This is a genomic window from Pseudomonas sp. SMN11 (genome assembly GCF_052041945.1).
GTDB lineage: Bacteria > Pseudomonadota > Gammaproteobacteria > Pseudomonadales > Pseudomonadaceae > Aquipseudomonas.
In genome coordinates this window covers 133048-147564 of the sequence record NZ_JBKGGW010000009.1, presented here as the reverse complement: position 1 = coordinate 147564, position 14517 = coordinate 133048, and the positions used below count along the sequence as shown (strand labels likewise).

Genomic DNA, 14517 nt, shown 5'->3' with positions numbered 1-14517 from the left:
CATGTCATTTTTCGACACCCTGCAGTTGCAAACCAGCCACGAACGCCAGGCGCTGTTCGCGGTGCCGGTGATTCGCGAAGCCTTGGCCGGCCAGGTCAGCCGCGACAGCTATATCGCCTTTCTGACCCAGGCCTACCACCATGTGCGCCACACCGTACCGCTGATGATGGCCTGCGGCGCGCGCTTGCCCTCGCGCCTGGAATGGTTGCGCGGCGCCGTCTGCGAATACATCGAGGAGGAATATGGCCATGAGCAGTGGATTCTCAATGATATCAAGGCCTGCGGCGGTGACTGGGAGGCCGTGCGTGATGGCCGGCCGGCATTGCCGATCGAGCTGATGGTCGCGTACCTGTACGACCTCATAGCCCGCGGCAATCCGGTGGGCCTGTTTGGCATGGTCAACGTCCTCGAAGGCACTAGCATCGCTTTGGCGACCCATGCCGCCGGTTCGATCCAGAGCAGCCTGGGGCTGCCGGATAACGCGTTCAGCTACCTTAGCTCCCACGGCGCACTGGACCAGGACCACATGGTCACCTACAAGCGGTTGATGGACCGGCTGGACGAGGTCGATGACCACCAGGCGGTGATACGCGCAGCCAAGGTGGTGTACCGGTTGTACACCGACATGTTCCAAGGCTTGCCGCGTGCAGGCCACGCGGAGGTGCCGCATGCGCTTGCCTGAGTCGGTGGTGGTACTGACCGGTGCCAGTGGAGGCATCGGGCTGCAGTTGGCCGAACAACTGTGTGCCGCCGGGGCCCGGGTGCTGGCGGTGAGCCGGCACCTGGGCAAGCTGGCAGGGCTGATGAACCTTTACCCGGATCGCCTGCGCTGGCAGACCGCCGACCTGCGGACCCAGCAAGGGCGCGAGCAGGTCGTCAGCCGGGCGCGTGAGATGGGCGGGTTCAACGTGTTGATCAACGCCGCCGGGGTGAACCGCTTCGCCTTGCTCGACCAACTGGATGAACACGCCCTGGACGAGTTGCTGGACATTAACCTGAACGCCCCACTGCAACTGACCCGTGCCTGCCTGCCGCTGCTGCGCGAGCAACCCAAGGCGTTGGTGGTAAATGTCGGGTCCACTTATGGCTCGATCGGCTACCCCGGCTATGCCACTTACTGCGCCAGCAAGTTCGCGTTGCGCGGCTTCTCCGAGGCGCTTCGCCGCGAGCTGGCCGACACTACGGTGAATGTGCTCTATGCCGCGCCGCGGGCGACCCGCACAGCCATGAACAGCAGCGCCGCGACGGCGCTCAATCAAGCGCTGAAAGTCGGCATGGACGACCCCGCCGATGTCGCCCGTGCCGTGCTCGCTGCCGTGCAGTCCGAGCGCAGCGAGCTCTACCTGGGTTGGCCCGAGAAGCTGTTCGTGCGCCTCAACGGCATGTTGCCAGGGGTAGTCGACCGTGCGCTGCGCAAGCAGCTGCCCGTTATTCGCCGCTACATCGGTAGCCATACCAAGGAGTCGAGCAAATGAAGCGTCTGTTTCTCGCCAGCCTGCTGGCATTCGCCCCCTTCACCTGGGCACTGGATACGGCAGGCACGCAGCACCTGAGTGACCTGCAACAGCGCTGGGCGCAGATCCAGTACCAGGTATCCAAGGACAAACGTGCCGACGCCTTCGAAAAACTGGCGGGTGATGCGACGGCGTTCGTTCATCAATACCCCGGCACGCCTGAGCCCTTGATCTGGGAGGGCATCATCCACAGCAGCTGGGCGGGCGCCATCGGTGGCCTGGGCGCGCTGGGCAAGGTCAAGGCCGCCAAGGCCAGCCTCGAACAGGCCATGAAGCTGGACCCCAACGCCCTGCAAGGTTCGGCCTACACCAGTTTGGGCACGCTCTACGACCAGGTGCCAGGCTGGCCGATCGGTTTTGGTGATACTGAAATGGCCGACAAGATGCTGCGCAAAGCCTTGCAGATCAACCCCAACGGGATCGACAGCAACTATTTCTGGGCCGATCATCTATACCGGCAGAAACGCTACGCTGAAGCCACCGCGGCCTTGCAGAAGGCCCTGCAGGCACCGGCTCGGCCGGGGCGCGAACTGGCAGACCAGGGCCGGCGCGCCGATATCGATGCTTTACTCAAGGCGATCAAGGACAAACAGGATTGAATATGCGGCTACTGCTGATAGAGGACGAAATCGCCTTGGGTGAGGGCATCTGCGACGGCTTGCGTCAGGCGGGCTACACGCTCGACTGGCTGCGCGATGGTGTGAGTGGCTTGCATGCCTTGCAATATGAAGCGTTCGACCTGGCCATTCTGGATCTCGGCTTGCCGCGCATGGATGGCATCGAACTGCTGCGGCGCGTGAGGGCAGGGGGCAATAGTCTGCCGGTGTTGATCCTCACCGCGCGGGACGCCCTCGATGACCGCATCACCGGGCTGGATGCAGGTGCCGATGATTACCTGATGAAGCCTTTCGACCTCAACGAGTTGAAGGCCCGTTTGCGTGCCTTGCTGCGGCGAAGCGCCGGGCGGGCAACGGTGCTGATCGAACATGCCGGTGTCAGCCTTGACCCTGCCACGCAGCAAGTGCACTACAACGGTCACGAAGTTATTCTGACCGCCAAGGAATACCGGCTGTTGCATGAGTTGTTGGCGCAACCGGGCAAGGTCTTCACACGGGAACGCCTGACCCAGCTGTTGTATGGTTGGGAAGAGGAGCCCGAGAGCAATACGCTGGAGGTGAACATCTACCACCTGCGCAAGAAGCTCTTCAACGGCCTGATCCGCACGGTGCGCGGTATCGGCTACCTGGTCGAGGGCAAGGTGTGAGCTCGCTGCGTCAACGGACGCTGTGGCGGGTCATGTTGTTGCTGTTGATCGGGACTTGCCTGCTGGCGCTCTACAACTACCACGACAGTCGTCATGAGATTAATGAGGTGTATGACGCGCACCTCGCGCAAAATGCGCGTTTGCTGCAGGGCATCATGAACATGCCTGTGCAGGATGACGCGCGTGACGCGATGTACCGGGCTTTCAACGAAGCATTGGGGCAGGCGGGGCGTCATCGGGTCGGGCACCCCTACGAAAGCAAGCTGGCATTTCAAGTCTGGGGGCAGGGTGGTGTGTTGCTGGTGCATACACCGAGTGCGCCCCGCCTTGATCCGTTGCCGAGTGCACCGGGTTTCTATGATTTTTCCAGCGGCGACAAGCAATGGCGGGGTTTCGTTTTGCCGGTGCCGGAAAAAAACTGGGTGATCTGGGTCGGTGAGCGTGACGATGTGCGTTACGACCTGATCGACCGGATCGTTCGGCACACCTTGTTCCCGTTCCTGCTCGGCAGCCTGGCCCTGGTGCTGTTGGTCTGGGCCGCTATCGGTTGGGGGCTGCGGCCCTTGCAGAACATGGCCAATGTCATCCGCGGGCGGCACGCCGATTCTCTGGAACCGCTGCAACTGGTACCGCTGCCTTCGGAGCTCGAGCCGATGCAGGCGGCCATCAATCGCCTGCTGGCCCAGATCGATGACCTGCTGCGGCGTGAGCATCGTTTCATTGCCGACGCCGCCCATGAGATGCGCACGCCGCTGGCGGTGCTGCGCGTGCACGCGCAGAACGCACTGGAGGCCAGTCAGGAAGCCGAGCGTCACAAGGCGTTGGGCTTTCTCATCGGCGGGGTCGATCGGCTGACCCGCGTGGTCAACCAGTTGCTGACGCTGGCTCGCGTCGAGCCCCGCCTGGGCCCGCGCGCCAATGCCAAGGTGGACCTGGCCGAGGTCGTTACCGATACCTTGGCCGAACTGACCCCGTGGATACTTGACCGTGGTCTGGAGCCTTCGCTGGATATCGGTGCCGGTGATCATCACCTGGCCATCGATGCTGGCGCGTTGACGATCGCGCTGCAGAACCTGGTTTCCAATGCGGTGGAACATTCGCCTGCAGGCGGGCGCATCACGGTGCTGCTCAGGCGCCTGGAGAATCGTTTCGAACTGATCGTCGAGGATGAGGGGCCGGGTATCGATGAGGCTGAGCTATCGCGTGTATTCGAGCGGTTCTATAGCCGTAACAGCCCCAATGGTGCCGGCCTGGGGTTGTCTATCGTGGCTACCATCATTGACCGCCTTGGCGGGCGGGTGCATCTACAGAACCGAGTCAGTGGTGGACTGGCTGCCACCTTGTCGCTGCCTTTGGCCTGAGGCAACCGGCATGGGTCACTTCAGACTGCCTTAAGCTTGAGTGGGCAAGGTGGCGCTGTCCGGTTGCCGGGGCAGGCCTCTTCATTGAAGGATGCCAGGTGGCGACGGATAACTCTTTCAGTTATCTGAGGTCATGAACATGCAGCGCGAATCAAGAGTTGACCGCTATGGTCGCCTGTCAATCATCATGCATTGGAGCATGGTCGTACTGTTCGTCGGCATTTATGCCTGTGTCGAATTGCGCAGTGCGTTACCCAAGGGGCACGTGATCAAAGGCCCTTTGCTAGGAGGCCATGCATTGCTGGGGATTGTTGTATTTGCGTTGGTCTGGGTACGCCTGCTGGGGCGGCTCGCTCCCCGGCCACCTATCGTACCCGAGCCGCCAGCCTGGCAGGTGGCGATGGCCAACATCACTCATCTGGTGCTGTATGGTTTGATGATTGCGACGCCGCTGTTGGCCTGGTTGATGTTGGCTGCTGGCGGTAAACCCCTGCCGTACTGGGGCATCAGCCTCCCGTCGCCGCTGTCTGTGGACCCTGCACTGGCGAGGACGCTGAAGGAGTGGCATGAACTGTTGGGTAATGCAGGCTACGCGCTGATCGGGCTTCATGCTTGCGCAGGGCTGACACACCATTATCTGATCAAGGACAACACCCTCAAACGCATGCTGCCTGGTAGAAGTGCGCCGCAGTGACAGAGGCGTCGGTTCAGCCCAGACTTGCTTGCACACAATATATGGAAATGCGTATATTCGCCTACCCATATGCTTTGGTGTTGCCATGGTCACCCCGCCTGAAGTTTTCAAGAGCCTGTCCGACGAGACACGTGCTCGCGCTATCCTGCTCATCGCCAGTCTGGGAGAACTCTGCGTCTGCGAACTGATGTGCGCTTTGAACGACAGCCAGCCGAAGATCAGCCGCCACCTCGCCCAACTGCGCAGCAATGGCATGCTGCTGGACCGCCGTCAGGGGCAATGGGTGTACTACCGCCTTAATCCGGAGTTGCCCACCTGGGTACACGAGATGCTGCAGGTAACCTTGCAGGCCAATTCGCAATGGTTGGCTGACAACACCCTTCGGCTGCAGAACATGGATGGCCGTCCCGTCCGTGACTCCGCCTGCTGCTGATCATCACCAAGCGAGCGAGATTTTCATGCTGGTCGCCATTGCTGTCTTTGTGTTCACCCTCACGCTGGTCATCTGGCAGCCCAAAGGGCTTGGAGTCGGCTGGAGCGCCGCACTGGGTGCAGTCATTGCCCTGGCGTTTGGTGCAGTGTCCATGCACGACATTCCAACCGTGTGGGCCATTGTCTGGAACGCCACCGCCACTTTCATTGCGGTCATCATCATCAGCTTGCTGCTGGACGAGGCCGGCTTCTTCGAATGGGCCGCGCTGCACGTGGCGCGCTGGGCAAACGGCAGCGGCTACCGCCTGTTCGCCTTCTGCGTACTGCTCGGTGCGGCCGTGTCGGCGCTGTTCGCCAACGATGGTGCGGCGCTGATCCTTACGCCCATCGTCATGTCGATGCTACTCGCGCTACGTTTTTCGCCCGCCGCGACACTGGCCTTCGTCATGGCGGCCGGCTTCATCGCCGACACCGCGAGCCTGCCGCTGGTGGTTTCCAACCTGGTGAACATCGTCTCGGCCGACTACTTCAGGCTGGGCTTCAGCGAATACGCCTCGGTGATGGTGCCGGTGAACCTGGCCAGCGTGGCCGCCACCTTGCTGGTGCTGTTCCTGTATTTCCGCCGTGACATACCGAAGCAGTACACAGTCGCGGCCCTGAAGACGCCAAACGAGGCGATTCATGACCGCGCTACCTTCAAGGTCGGTGGCTGGGTACTGCTGGTGCTGCTGATCGGCCTGTTTGCTCTGGAACCACTGGGTATCCCGATCAGTGCAGTAGCCGCAGCTTGTGCGGCGGTCCTCTTTGCCGTCGCCGCTCGCGGCCATCGCATCTCGACCCGTCGTGTGCTGCGCGAAGCGCCCTGGCAGGTGGTGATCTTCTCTCTTGGCATGTATCTGGTGGTCTACGGGCTGAAGAACGCGGGCCTCACTGATCTGCTCACCCATCTGCTCGACCGTCTTGCGCAGCAAGGGCTGTGGAGTGCCGCCCTTGGCACCGGGCTGGTTGCTGCCTTGCTGTCCTCGGTCATGAACAATATGCCCAGCGTGCTGGTCGGCGCCTTGTCGATCCAGGCCAGCGAAGCGCAAGGGCTGGTGCGCGAGGCGATGATCTACGCCAACGTCATCGGCTGCGACCTCGGCCCGAAAATCACCCCCATCGGCAGCCTTGCCACGCTGCTCTGGCTACACGTGCTGGAGCGCAAGGGCATGCGCATAACCTGGGGTTACTACTTCAAGGTTGGCATCCTGCTGACGCTGCCGGTTCTGTTGATCACCCTTTCGGCTTTGGCATTGCGCCTGAGCCTCTGACATCCGCCACGAAGCGGAGGAGCCACCATGCGAGTCCTGTTCATGTGCACGGCCAACAGCTGCCGCAGCATCCTTTCCGAGGCCATGTTCAATCACCTTGCGCCACACGGATTTAAAGCCGTCAGTTCCGGCAGTTTCCCAAAAGGCCAAGTGTTGCCTCGCAGCCTGACCACCTTGCAGCAGGCCGGCATCTCGACGGATGGGCTGAGCAGCAAGGGCAATGACGCGTTCGAGGGTTGCCCTCCCGACATCGTCATCACCGTTTGCGACAAGGCAGCCGGCGAAGCTTGCCCGGTGTATTTCGGCCCGGCGCTGAAGTCGCATTGGGGCCTGGAGGATCCGTCCGATGTCGTGGGTGACGAAGCGTCGGTCGACGCAGCATTTCGCGCCACGCTGGCACGCATCGACGCTCGCTGCCAGGCCTTCTTCGCACTGCCTTTCGATCACCTCGCCCCCGATCAGCTCAAACATGAGCTGGATCGCATTGGTACGCTTTGAGCAGGAGGAAACATGTCCGAGCAATTGCCTAATCTCGACCTCGCGCTGTTCGATGCGTCGCCAGCCGAAACTCGCTCCAGCGAGCACAAACCACGCATTCTGTTGCTTTACGGATCGACTCGCGAACGCTCCTTCAGCCGCCTGCTGGTGGAAGAAGCAGCGCGCCTGCTGGAGCACTTCGGCGCCGAGACGCGCATCTTCAATCCCTCAGGCCTGCCGCTACCTGACGACGTGCCGGTGGAGCATCCCAAGGTGCAGGAGCTGCGTGATCTGGTGCAGTGGTCGGAAGGCCAGGTCTGGTGCTCGCCTGAGCGCCATGGCGCAATGTCTGCCGTGTTCAAGGCGCAGATCGATTGGGTTCCCCTGGCGCTTGGCGCCTTGCGCCCCACCCAAGGCAAGACCCTGGCAGTCATGCAGGTGTGTGGCGGCTCGCAGTCATTCAACGTGGTCAACCAGCTGCGTATGCTTGGCCGCTGGATGCGCATGTTCACCATCCCGAACCAGTCTTCGGTCCCCAAGGCCTACCTGGAATTCGACGACGCCGGGCGCATGAAGCCTTCACCGTACTACGACCGCGTGGTGGATGTGATGGAGGAGCTGGTGAAGTTCACCGTCCTGCTGCGCGACCATCAGGCGTTCCTGGTGGATCGCTATTCGGAGCGCAAGGAAAACGCCGAGCAGCTTTCTTCCCGTATGAACCAGCGCTCAATCTGAGGGCGTGCCCGAGGCGTCCATACACGGCGCCGCCGAAGATCGGCTACCCGTTGTGCCTGTACCGTTGAACAAATCGTCAACAAGAAGAGTCTTCACCCAAGGGGGAATTTAACTGATTTGACGCCTCTGGGCGATCCATTCGGCGGTCTCCGTCAGGGTTATAGTGGGCGCCCTGACCGTGCGACGCCCATGGCACTTTCTCCTGACGAATGGGGCACTCAGGCTTTAACCACCTGAACCGCCTCCGCTCGAGCCACCAGCGCCAGAGCCGCTCGAACCGCCGTTGCCACCCCCTGAGTTCGTCCCGGTACCGTTGCCGCTTCCGGCCCCAGTCCCTGAGCCGTTGGTGGTGCCATCACCCCCGGTATTGTCGGTGCCGTTGCTATCGGTACCGCCAGAGCCGGTACCCATGCCATCTCCAGGCGTGCCTGAACCTGTGGGTCCGCCATTGCCATTCATGTGGCCGCTGTCTTGCGTTTGCGTGCCTGGAACGCGTTGGTCGTTCATGTCAGCGGCTGCCAGCACAAGCGGCGCACTCGCGCCAAGACACAGTGCCAATAGTAACGAGTGGGGTTTGATGATCTTCATGGTGCAGCTCCTTTGGGATGTTCACCATACTTTGTCCTGCCCGCGCGGTGACCCGTGCGATGGCGGTGACGGGTGGAACGAACGGCCTCGACGCCACACTTTGCGGCGCACATAAGCACGACCCATTCAACCCGGCTCCATCACCCTGTTTTTCTTCCAGCCTCGCAGGTTCATGACGCACAGGCAGACCTGCAGGATGATCAGCGCCCAGGCCTGTGCCTGCCATCCCCACACCCCCCACAGCACATTGCTGGCGATGAAGCAGCAGAAACCCAGCTTGCGTCTGCCTGGGCGCCTTGAGCCGATGCACCAGGCGGCCAATACGGTCAGGACCATGGCGGGCCATTCGAGAAAGTCGATCCAGTCATTCATCCAGCGATACCCAAACCGATTGCGTTTCGATGTGGGACTGACGAGCGCGTACGCAGGTTCACAACGCTTGGCCGATACTCACGGTGGCCAGATTTATGGAACCTCACGGCGGTAAGACCTGCCCACTCTGGTAACTGAAATGCTCAATCATTTTCACCACAAGGAGGGGTTTCATGCCCAATGCAGCAGGCAAGGTCCGCTATGGCGTAGTGGCCGGCGGCTCGATTTCCCAAGGCGCGTTCATGCCCGGTATCGGTCAGACTGAGAATTCGGTAATGACCGCGCTGGTCACGGGGGACCCGCAGAAGGCGACGGCACTGGCCGACCGGTACGGGCTCAAGGCCTATGCTTACGAAGATTACGCGGCGCTGCTCGGCTCGGGCGAGGTGGATGCGGTGTACGTTGCCACGCCGAATTTTCGCCACCGCGAGTTCGTGATTCCTGCGCTGGAGGCGGGCATCCATGTGCTGTTGGAAAAACCCATGGCCACCAACGAAACCGACTGCCAAGCGATGATAGAGGCTTCCCGGCGAACAGGCGCCAGGCTGATGATCGCCTACCGCCTCCACTCCGAACCCGGCACCCTGGACATGATCGAGCGGGTGCATGCCGGCAATTTCGGTGAGCCGCGGCTATTCACCTCGACCTTCACCCAGCGGGTCAAGCCCGGCAACCACCGGGCGCAGAACGGCTTCGGCGCAGGCCCTGTGGCAGACATGGGGCCGTACCCACTGAACATGGTTCGCCAGCTGTTCAATGCCGAGCCCATAGAGGTAGCTGCGGTGGGTGTGCACTCACTGGGCAGCAGCATCGACACCTGGGACACGGTTACTGTCAGCCTGCGCTTCCCCGATGAGCGCCTGGCACAGTTCACTGTCAGCTACACCCTGCCGGATACCGAGCGCTTTCAGTTGCTGGGGAGCAAGGGCGAGATCGAAGCCTCGCCATGCTTTGGGTACGGGGAAGGGGTGGCGATCAGTTACCGGGCGACCATTGACGGCGAAACCCGTGTCCACGTGAACCCGGTCGTCGATCACTTCGCCGGAGAAACGGCTTACTTTTCCGATTGCATACTGCGCAACGAGGCGCCGGAGCCTGACGGCGACGAGGGTTGGCGTGATGTACGGGTGATAGTGGCGATTCAGCGCGCGTTGGAAACCGGCCAACCGCAGCGTCTGGAGCCACTGGCGGCAAGGCCTTTCGCCCGGCGCCGCGAGCAGCGGAGGGCGTTCCCGCTCGCGCCGGTGCCGCCGATGGTCAACACCGAGTCGCCCACCCAGTAAATCCGGACCAGCGCGCCCGGTTGGGCGCGCTGGCGGTAAGGCAATCAGGCGGCGCGCTGTTCGCCCTTGAGCAGTTTCTTTTGAGCTTCCATGGCCTGGCCCATGTCTTCAAGTTCCTGCTTGCCCAGCAGCTTCCGAGCTGTGGGGAACAGCTCGCTTTCTTCTTCCTCGATATGGTGCTCCAGCAACTCTTTCATCACCTTGACCCTACCGGCGAACTCCACGGTGCCGGTCTCGGTTTGTAGCAGGTCGGGAATGACCAGCGAGTCGACCGTGCGGTGTTCCTCCTTGGCCTCGTAATACATCTTCGCTTCTTCCTTGCCGCCGGCCTGCTTGATCGCGGGGTACAGGATCTCTTCTTCCAAAGCCGTATGGATGCTCACTTCCTGCTTGATGCGTTCGAGCAGTTCGGCGCGTTTCTTCACGGCGCGCTCGGTGGTAGAAGACAGTTCTTCGAGCAGTTTCTTCACCAGTTGATGGTCCTGGATCAGCAGTTCGATTGCGTTCATGGGACACCTCCTCAGGGGCTGGGAAAATCACGGTTGCTCTGTGTGGAGTAGGCTACAAACGCAAGGGTTCAATGCAGATGATGTGAGTTCTGCAGTGACGAGGAGGGTGCTTCGAAAGTGATAGGCCTTGTTGCTGCTAGCAATACCTGTCCTCGGCCTGGTTGGCAGGTAGCCGCAGTGTGAAGGTGGTTCCGCAGGCCGCATTTGAAACCACGGTGATCGTGCCCCCATGAGCCTCGGTGATTTCCCGCACTATGAAAAGGCCGAGCCCCACTGACCGTACCGGGTCATCACGGTCGCTGGCACGAGTCATGGGCTCGAACAGCTTGGGAATCAACGACTCGGGGATGCAAGTGCCATGGTTGTGCACGGCAACGTGCGCCGCGCCATCTACCAGCTCGGTAGTCAGCGTGATGGGGTGATGCAGGTCGCCGTAGGCGACGCTATTGGCCACCAGGTTGCCGATCATCTGTTGCAAACGGTCCGGATCGAGCTCGACTGAGCCAGAGCATCGGGACAAGTGACGAATTGGGGCGTGGGGGAAGGCAACCCTGAGTTCACTCACACATTGGTCCACGGTCTTCAACAGGTTCACTGAACGCTGACGAATGGCGATACCTTGGCCGATGCGCACCGAGGCGAAGTCGAGCAGGTCGGCGATCATGCGTTGGGCGCGTTCGGAGGAACTGTTGATACTCCCCAGCAAGCGCCGCTCCTTGTCACTGCGCTCACCGCGCTCCAGCAACTGTGCGGCCATCCTGATCGCGGTCAGCGGATTTTTCAGATCATGGCTGGCAACGGCCACCATTTGCTCGGCAAATGCCGCGCGTCGTTGGGCGTCCTTGTAAGCCGCAGCCAATTCGACCTTGGCCTGTTTCAACGCGGCCTCGGCAGCGGTTGTCTGAGTCAGTAGCTCTTCGGCACGGCGGCGCGCGGCAAGCAACTCGCGCTCATAGCGATCCCGCTCGATCGTGCCAAACAGTGCCAGCTCGTAATACACGCCTTCAGGTCGCTCGCGGCGAACACCATTTAGCAGCATGGTGATGACATGACCCTGGCTGTGCAGCAGATCGAGCTTAACTTCCGCGACGGAACCTTGCATTTTCATCAGCGGCGCCCAGTGCGTCTGATGAAAGATCCGACCGCCAACGGTGAGCAGGTCCTGGAAGCGCCTTGCCAGCAATTGTGTCGGTGCATGGCCGAGCCAGTTGCCGAATGTCTGGTTGCTGCGCAGGATGGTCCCCTCTTCGGTGGTGATCACCAGCCCGCAAGGCGCCTGCTCGAACAGCGCGTCGGCATCGGGCAGCGCCGCTTTACTCATGGCTGTCAACCCAGGTCGCCAGGAACGCGTCCATGGCGGCTGCGCAGGCGCTGGGCACACTTATGTGCGGGCAGTGGCCGATGTTATCAATCAGGCACAGCTGGCTGTGCGCCAGCACCCTGTGCAGGTACTGGCCCACCGCCAGGGGTGCGATCAGGTCTTCGCTGGATTGCAGGATCAACGTCGGTGTCTGCAGGCCGCTGACGTCCCGGCGGTTGTCCGACAGAAAGGTCACTCGGGCGAATTGCCGGGCAATTTCCGGGTCTGTGCGGCAGAAGCTGTTGGTCAGCTCCTCGCTGAGCGCCGGCTGTCCAGGGGCACCCATGATGACCGGGGCCATGCTGCTGGACCAGCCCAGGTAATTGCTGTCGAGGGTGTCGAGCAGGGCGTGAATGTCTTGCTCCTTGAAGCCGCCCTGGTAGTCACCCGAGTCGATATAACACGGCGAGGGGCCGACCATGACGTGCGCGGCGATGCGCCCAGGGTGCAAACGGTCGGCCAGTACGCCGATCATCGCGCTGACCGAGTGGCCTACCAGTATGACGGCGCCTTCGGCGAACGCGGTGATGACTTCGTTCAGGTCAGCGGCATAACCTGCGAGCGTATCGTACTTTTCGCGATCATAGGCCGTCAGGTCCGAGCGGCCAGCACCCACCAGATCATAGGTGACCTGCCGGAAACGCGTTTGAAAATGGGGCAGCAGGTAATTCCACATGGATTGGTCACAGCCAAAACCGTGCGAAAAAATCAGTGTCGCGCTGCCGTTGCCCGAAAGGTTCACGTTGTTGCGCTTTCCGATATCCATACCCGTCCCGTTGGTGTACAGCAGCCTGCCAGGCAAAAATTCAAAGGCAAATAACAGAGGGTGAAACTAAGCGAAGCGAGAGCGAGTCGACAGTACTGCGCCGATCAAAGTTTCAAGCGCAACGGTGAAGGGCGAGCAACTTACCTGTTACCGCTGTGCAGATCGGTCAGTATCACAGTTATCAAGGAGGTCAGCGTGACCAGCAAAAAGGCGCGCGTCAGTAACCAGGCATCAGGCGACATCACTCAGCTGCCGCACGACATGTTTTTCGCAGCCGTGGAAACTACCCGCATGCCAATGCTCGTCACCGACCCCAACCGTGACGACAACCCTATCATTTTCGCCAATCGGGCGTTCCTGGAAATGACTGGCTATGGCCTTGAGGAGATCATCGGACGCAATTGTCGCTTCTTGCAGGGCCCTGAGACCGACGCTTCGATCGTAGAAACCCTACGCGATTCCATCGCACAACGTGTCGATATTGCCACTGAAATTCTCAACTATCGCAAGGACGGCTCCAGTTTCTGGAATGCGCTGTTCATATCCCCCATTTTCAACGAGCGCGGCGACCTTGTTTACTACTTCGCCTCGCAATTGGACGTCAGCCGTCGGCGTGATGCTGAAGACGCACTGCGCCAGGCGCAGAAGATGGAAGCGTTGGGGCAACTGACGGGGGGGATTGCCCACGATTTCAACAATCTACTGCAGGTCATGGGGGGATATCTTGGTTTGATCGCGAGCGAAGCAGACAAATCCCAACTCGATCTCAACCGGGTCCGGCGCAGTGTCGGCCACGCCCAGACGGCGGTTGAGCGCGCCAGTACCTTGACCAAGCAGTTGCTGGCTTTCGCCCGCAAGCAGAAGCTGCATGGGCGGGTCCTTAATCTTAATCACCTGGTCGATGATGTGCGGCCGTTGATGGAGCGTACCTTTGGTGCCGAGGTGGTGGTGGAGTTCGACCTTGAAACAAACCTGCGAAATTGCCGCATCGATGCAACGCAGGCCGAAGTGGCGTTACTCAATATTTTCATGAATGCACGGGACGCGCTCATCGGACGCAAGCGCCCGCGCGTGTTCCTTCAAACCCGTAATGTCCAGGTCCACGACATCAACCTTTCTTTCGATGGCCTGTTGCCTGGGAGCTATGTGAGCTTGTCGGTCACCGACAATGGTATTGGCATGCCGGCCAGTATCCGTGACCGGGTAATGGATCCTTTCTTTACCACCAAGGAGGAGGGCAAAGGCTCCGGCCTGGGCTTGTCGATGGTGTACGGCTTTGCCAAGCAGTCCGGAGGGGCAGCGCGCATCTATACCGAAGAGGGCGAGGGCACGACGCTGCGCCTGTACTTCCCGGTAGACGAGGCTAGTATCGCCCAGCAAAAGCCCATGAAGGCGGCTGAGCGTAGCGCCGGTACCGAGCGCATCCTCATCGTCGAAGACCGGCCGGATGTCGCGGAACTGGCCAAGATGGTATTGGAGGACTACGGCTATGCCGCCGACATGGTGCTCAACGCGCGTGAGGCCTTGAAGCTGATACAGGCAGGGGAGCGCTACGACCTGTTGTTCAGCGACCTGATCATGCCCGGCGGGATGAATGGGGTCATGCTCGCCCGAGAGGTGCGCCGCCTGCAACCGCAGATCAAGGTGCTGCTGACCACCGGTTACGCGGAAAACTCGATAGAACGCACGGATATCGGCGGTTCTGAGTTTGAGGTCATTTCCAAACCCTGCCAACCCCACGACCTTGCCCGCAGGGTAAGGCAAGTCCTCGATGGCCCGACCGGCGTGGGTTGAGGCTGCGAGGCTGTCCTACCGCTGACCTTTTGCAAGTGAACCTAGCCGCGGCTGCGGG

The 14517-nt window shown here is 61.0% G+C and carries 16 protein-coding genes; 12 read left to right on the top strand and 4 right to left on the bottom strand.

Features of this window, described 5'->3' with window-relative positions:
- The first annotated feature begins 1 nt into the window (after position 1).
- The 10 genes from ACLEJU_RS11410 (at position 2) to arsH (ending at position 7787) form a co-directional block, all read left to right on the top strand.
- Positions 2 to 682, top strand: coding sequence for a TenA family transcriptional regulator (locus tag ACLEJU_RS11410; protein WP_435422200.1), 681 nt, complete (start codon positions 2 to 4; stop codon positions 680 to 682).
- Positions 669 to 1475, top strand: coding sequence for an SDR family oxidoreductase (locus ACLEJU_RS11405; protein WP_435422201.1), 807 nt, complete (start codon positions 669 to 671; stop codon positions 1473 to 1475). Before ACLEJU_RS11410 ends, ACLEJU_RS11405 begins: the two co-directional genes overlap by 14 nt.
- A complete protein-coding gene (locus ACLEJU_RS11400) occupies positions 1472 to 2113 on the top strand; it encodes a tetratricopeptide repeat protein (protein ID WP_435422202.1) in 642 nt (213 codons plus the stop codon). Before ACLEJU_RS11405 ends, ACLEJU_RS11400 begins: the two co-directional genes overlap by 4 nt.
- A gap of 2 nt (positions 2114 to 2115) precedes the next feature.
- Positions 2116 to 2778 carry a response regulator gene (locus ACLEJU_RS11395; RefSeq protein ID WP_435422203.1) on the top strand — a complete coding sequence of 221 codons (663 nt, stop codon included), beginning with the start codon at positions 2116 to 2118 and terminating at the stop codon, positions 2776 to 2778.
- A complete protein-coding gene (locus ACLEJU_RS11390) occupies positions 2775 to 4139 on the top strand; it encodes an ATP-binding protein (protein WP_435422204.1) in 1365 nt (454 codons plus the stop codon). Before ACLEJU_RS11395 ends, ACLEJU_RS11390 begins: the two co-directional genes overlap by 4 nt.
- Before the next feature lie 139 nt (positions 4140 to 4278).
- Positions 4279 to 4833 (top strand): cytochrome b, encoded by a 555-nt coding sequence (locus ACLEJU_RS11385; RefSeq protein ID WP_435422205.1) that lies wholly within the window; start codon positions 4279 to 4281, stop codon positions 4831 to 4833.
- Positions 4834 to 4918: 85 nt separating this feature from the next.
- Positions 4919 to 5266, top strand: a complete 348-nt coding sequence (locus ACLEJU_RS11380) for a metalloregulator ArsR/SmtB family transcription factor (protein ID WP_435422206.1) — start codon at positions 4919 to 4921, stop codon at positions 5264 to 5266.
- Positions 5267 to 5291: 25 nt separating this feature from the next.
- The gene (locus ACLEJU_RS11375; RefSeq protein ID WP_435422207.1) at positions 5292 to 6575 is read left to right on the top strand and encodes an arsenic transporter; all 1284 of its coding nucleotides are present in this window, start codon (positions 5292 to 5294) and stop codon (positions 6573 to 6575) included.
- 27 nt (positions 6576 to 6602) lie between these two features.
- A complete protein-coding gene (locus ACLEJU_RS11370) occupies positions 6603 to 7073 on the top strand; it encodes an arsenate reductase ArsC (RefSeq protein WP_435422208.1) in 471 nt (156 codons plus the stop codon).
- 12 nt (positions 7074 to 7085) lie between these two features.
- Positions 7086 to 7787, top strand: a complete 702-nt coding sequence (gene arsH / locus ACLEJU_RS11365) for an arsenical resistance protein ArsH (protein ID WP_435422209.1) — start codon at positions 7086 to 7088, stop codon at positions 7785 to 7787.
- A gap of 714 nt (positions 7788 to 8501) precedes the next feature.
- Here the strand turns inward: arsH and ACLEJU_RS11360 are convergent.
- Positions 8502 to 8747, bottom strand: a complete 246-nt coding sequence (locus tag ACLEJU_RS11360) for a hypothetical protein (protein ID WP_435422210.1) — start codon at positions 8745 to 8747, stop codon at positions 8502 to 8504.
- A 173-nt stretch (positions 8748 to 8920) separates the two neighbouring features.
- On the opposite strand from ACLEJU_RS11360, the gene ACLEJU_RS11355 reads away from it, so the two are divergent.
- On the top strand, positions 8921 to 10030 hold the full coding sequence (locus tag ACLEJU_RS11355) for a Gfo/Idh/MocA family protein (RefSeq protein WP_435422211.1): 1110 nt from the start codon (positions 8921 to 8923) through the stop codon (positions 10028 to 10030).
- A 44-nt stretch (positions 10031 to 10074) separates the two neighbouring features.
- On the opposite strand, the gene ACLEJU_RS11350 is transcribed toward ACLEJU_RS11355, so the two are convergent.
- From ACLEJU_RS11350 to ACLEJU_RS11340, 3 genes are all read right to left on the bottom strand, one after another.
- Positions 10075 to 10539 carry a hemerythrin domain-containing protein gene (locus tag ACLEJU_RS11350; RefSeq protein WP_435422212.1) on the bottom strand — a complete coding sequence of 155 codons (465 nt, stop codon included), beginning with the start codon at positions 10537 to 10539 and terminating at the stop codon, positions 10075 to 10077.
- A 136-nt stretch (positions 10540 to 10675) separates the two neighbouring features.
- On the bottom strand, positions 10676 to 11860 hold the full coding sequence (locus tag ACLEJU_RS11345) for an ATP-binding protein (protein ID WP_435422213.1): 1185 nt from the start codon (positions 11858 to 11860) through the stop codon (positions 10676 to 10678).
- A complete protein-coding gene (locus tag ACLEJU_RS11340) occupies positions 11853 to 12665 on the bottom strand; it encodes an alpha/beta fold hydrolase (RefSeq protein WP_435422214.1) in 813 nt (270 codons plus the stop codon). The genes ACLEJU_RS11345 and ACLEJU_RS11340 overlap by 8 nt, the downstream gene beginning before the upstream one ends.
- A gap of 195 nt (positions 12666 to 12860) precedes the next feature.
- Between ACLEJU_RS11340 and ACLEJU_RS11335 the strand changes: the two genes are divergently transcribed.
- A complete protein-coding gene (locus ACLEJU_RS11335) occupies positions 12861 to 14459 on the top strand; it encodes a histidine kinase famiy protein (RefSeq protein WP_435422215.1) in 1599 nt (532 codons plus the stop codon).
- Positions 14460 to 14517: the final 58 nt, after the last annotated feature.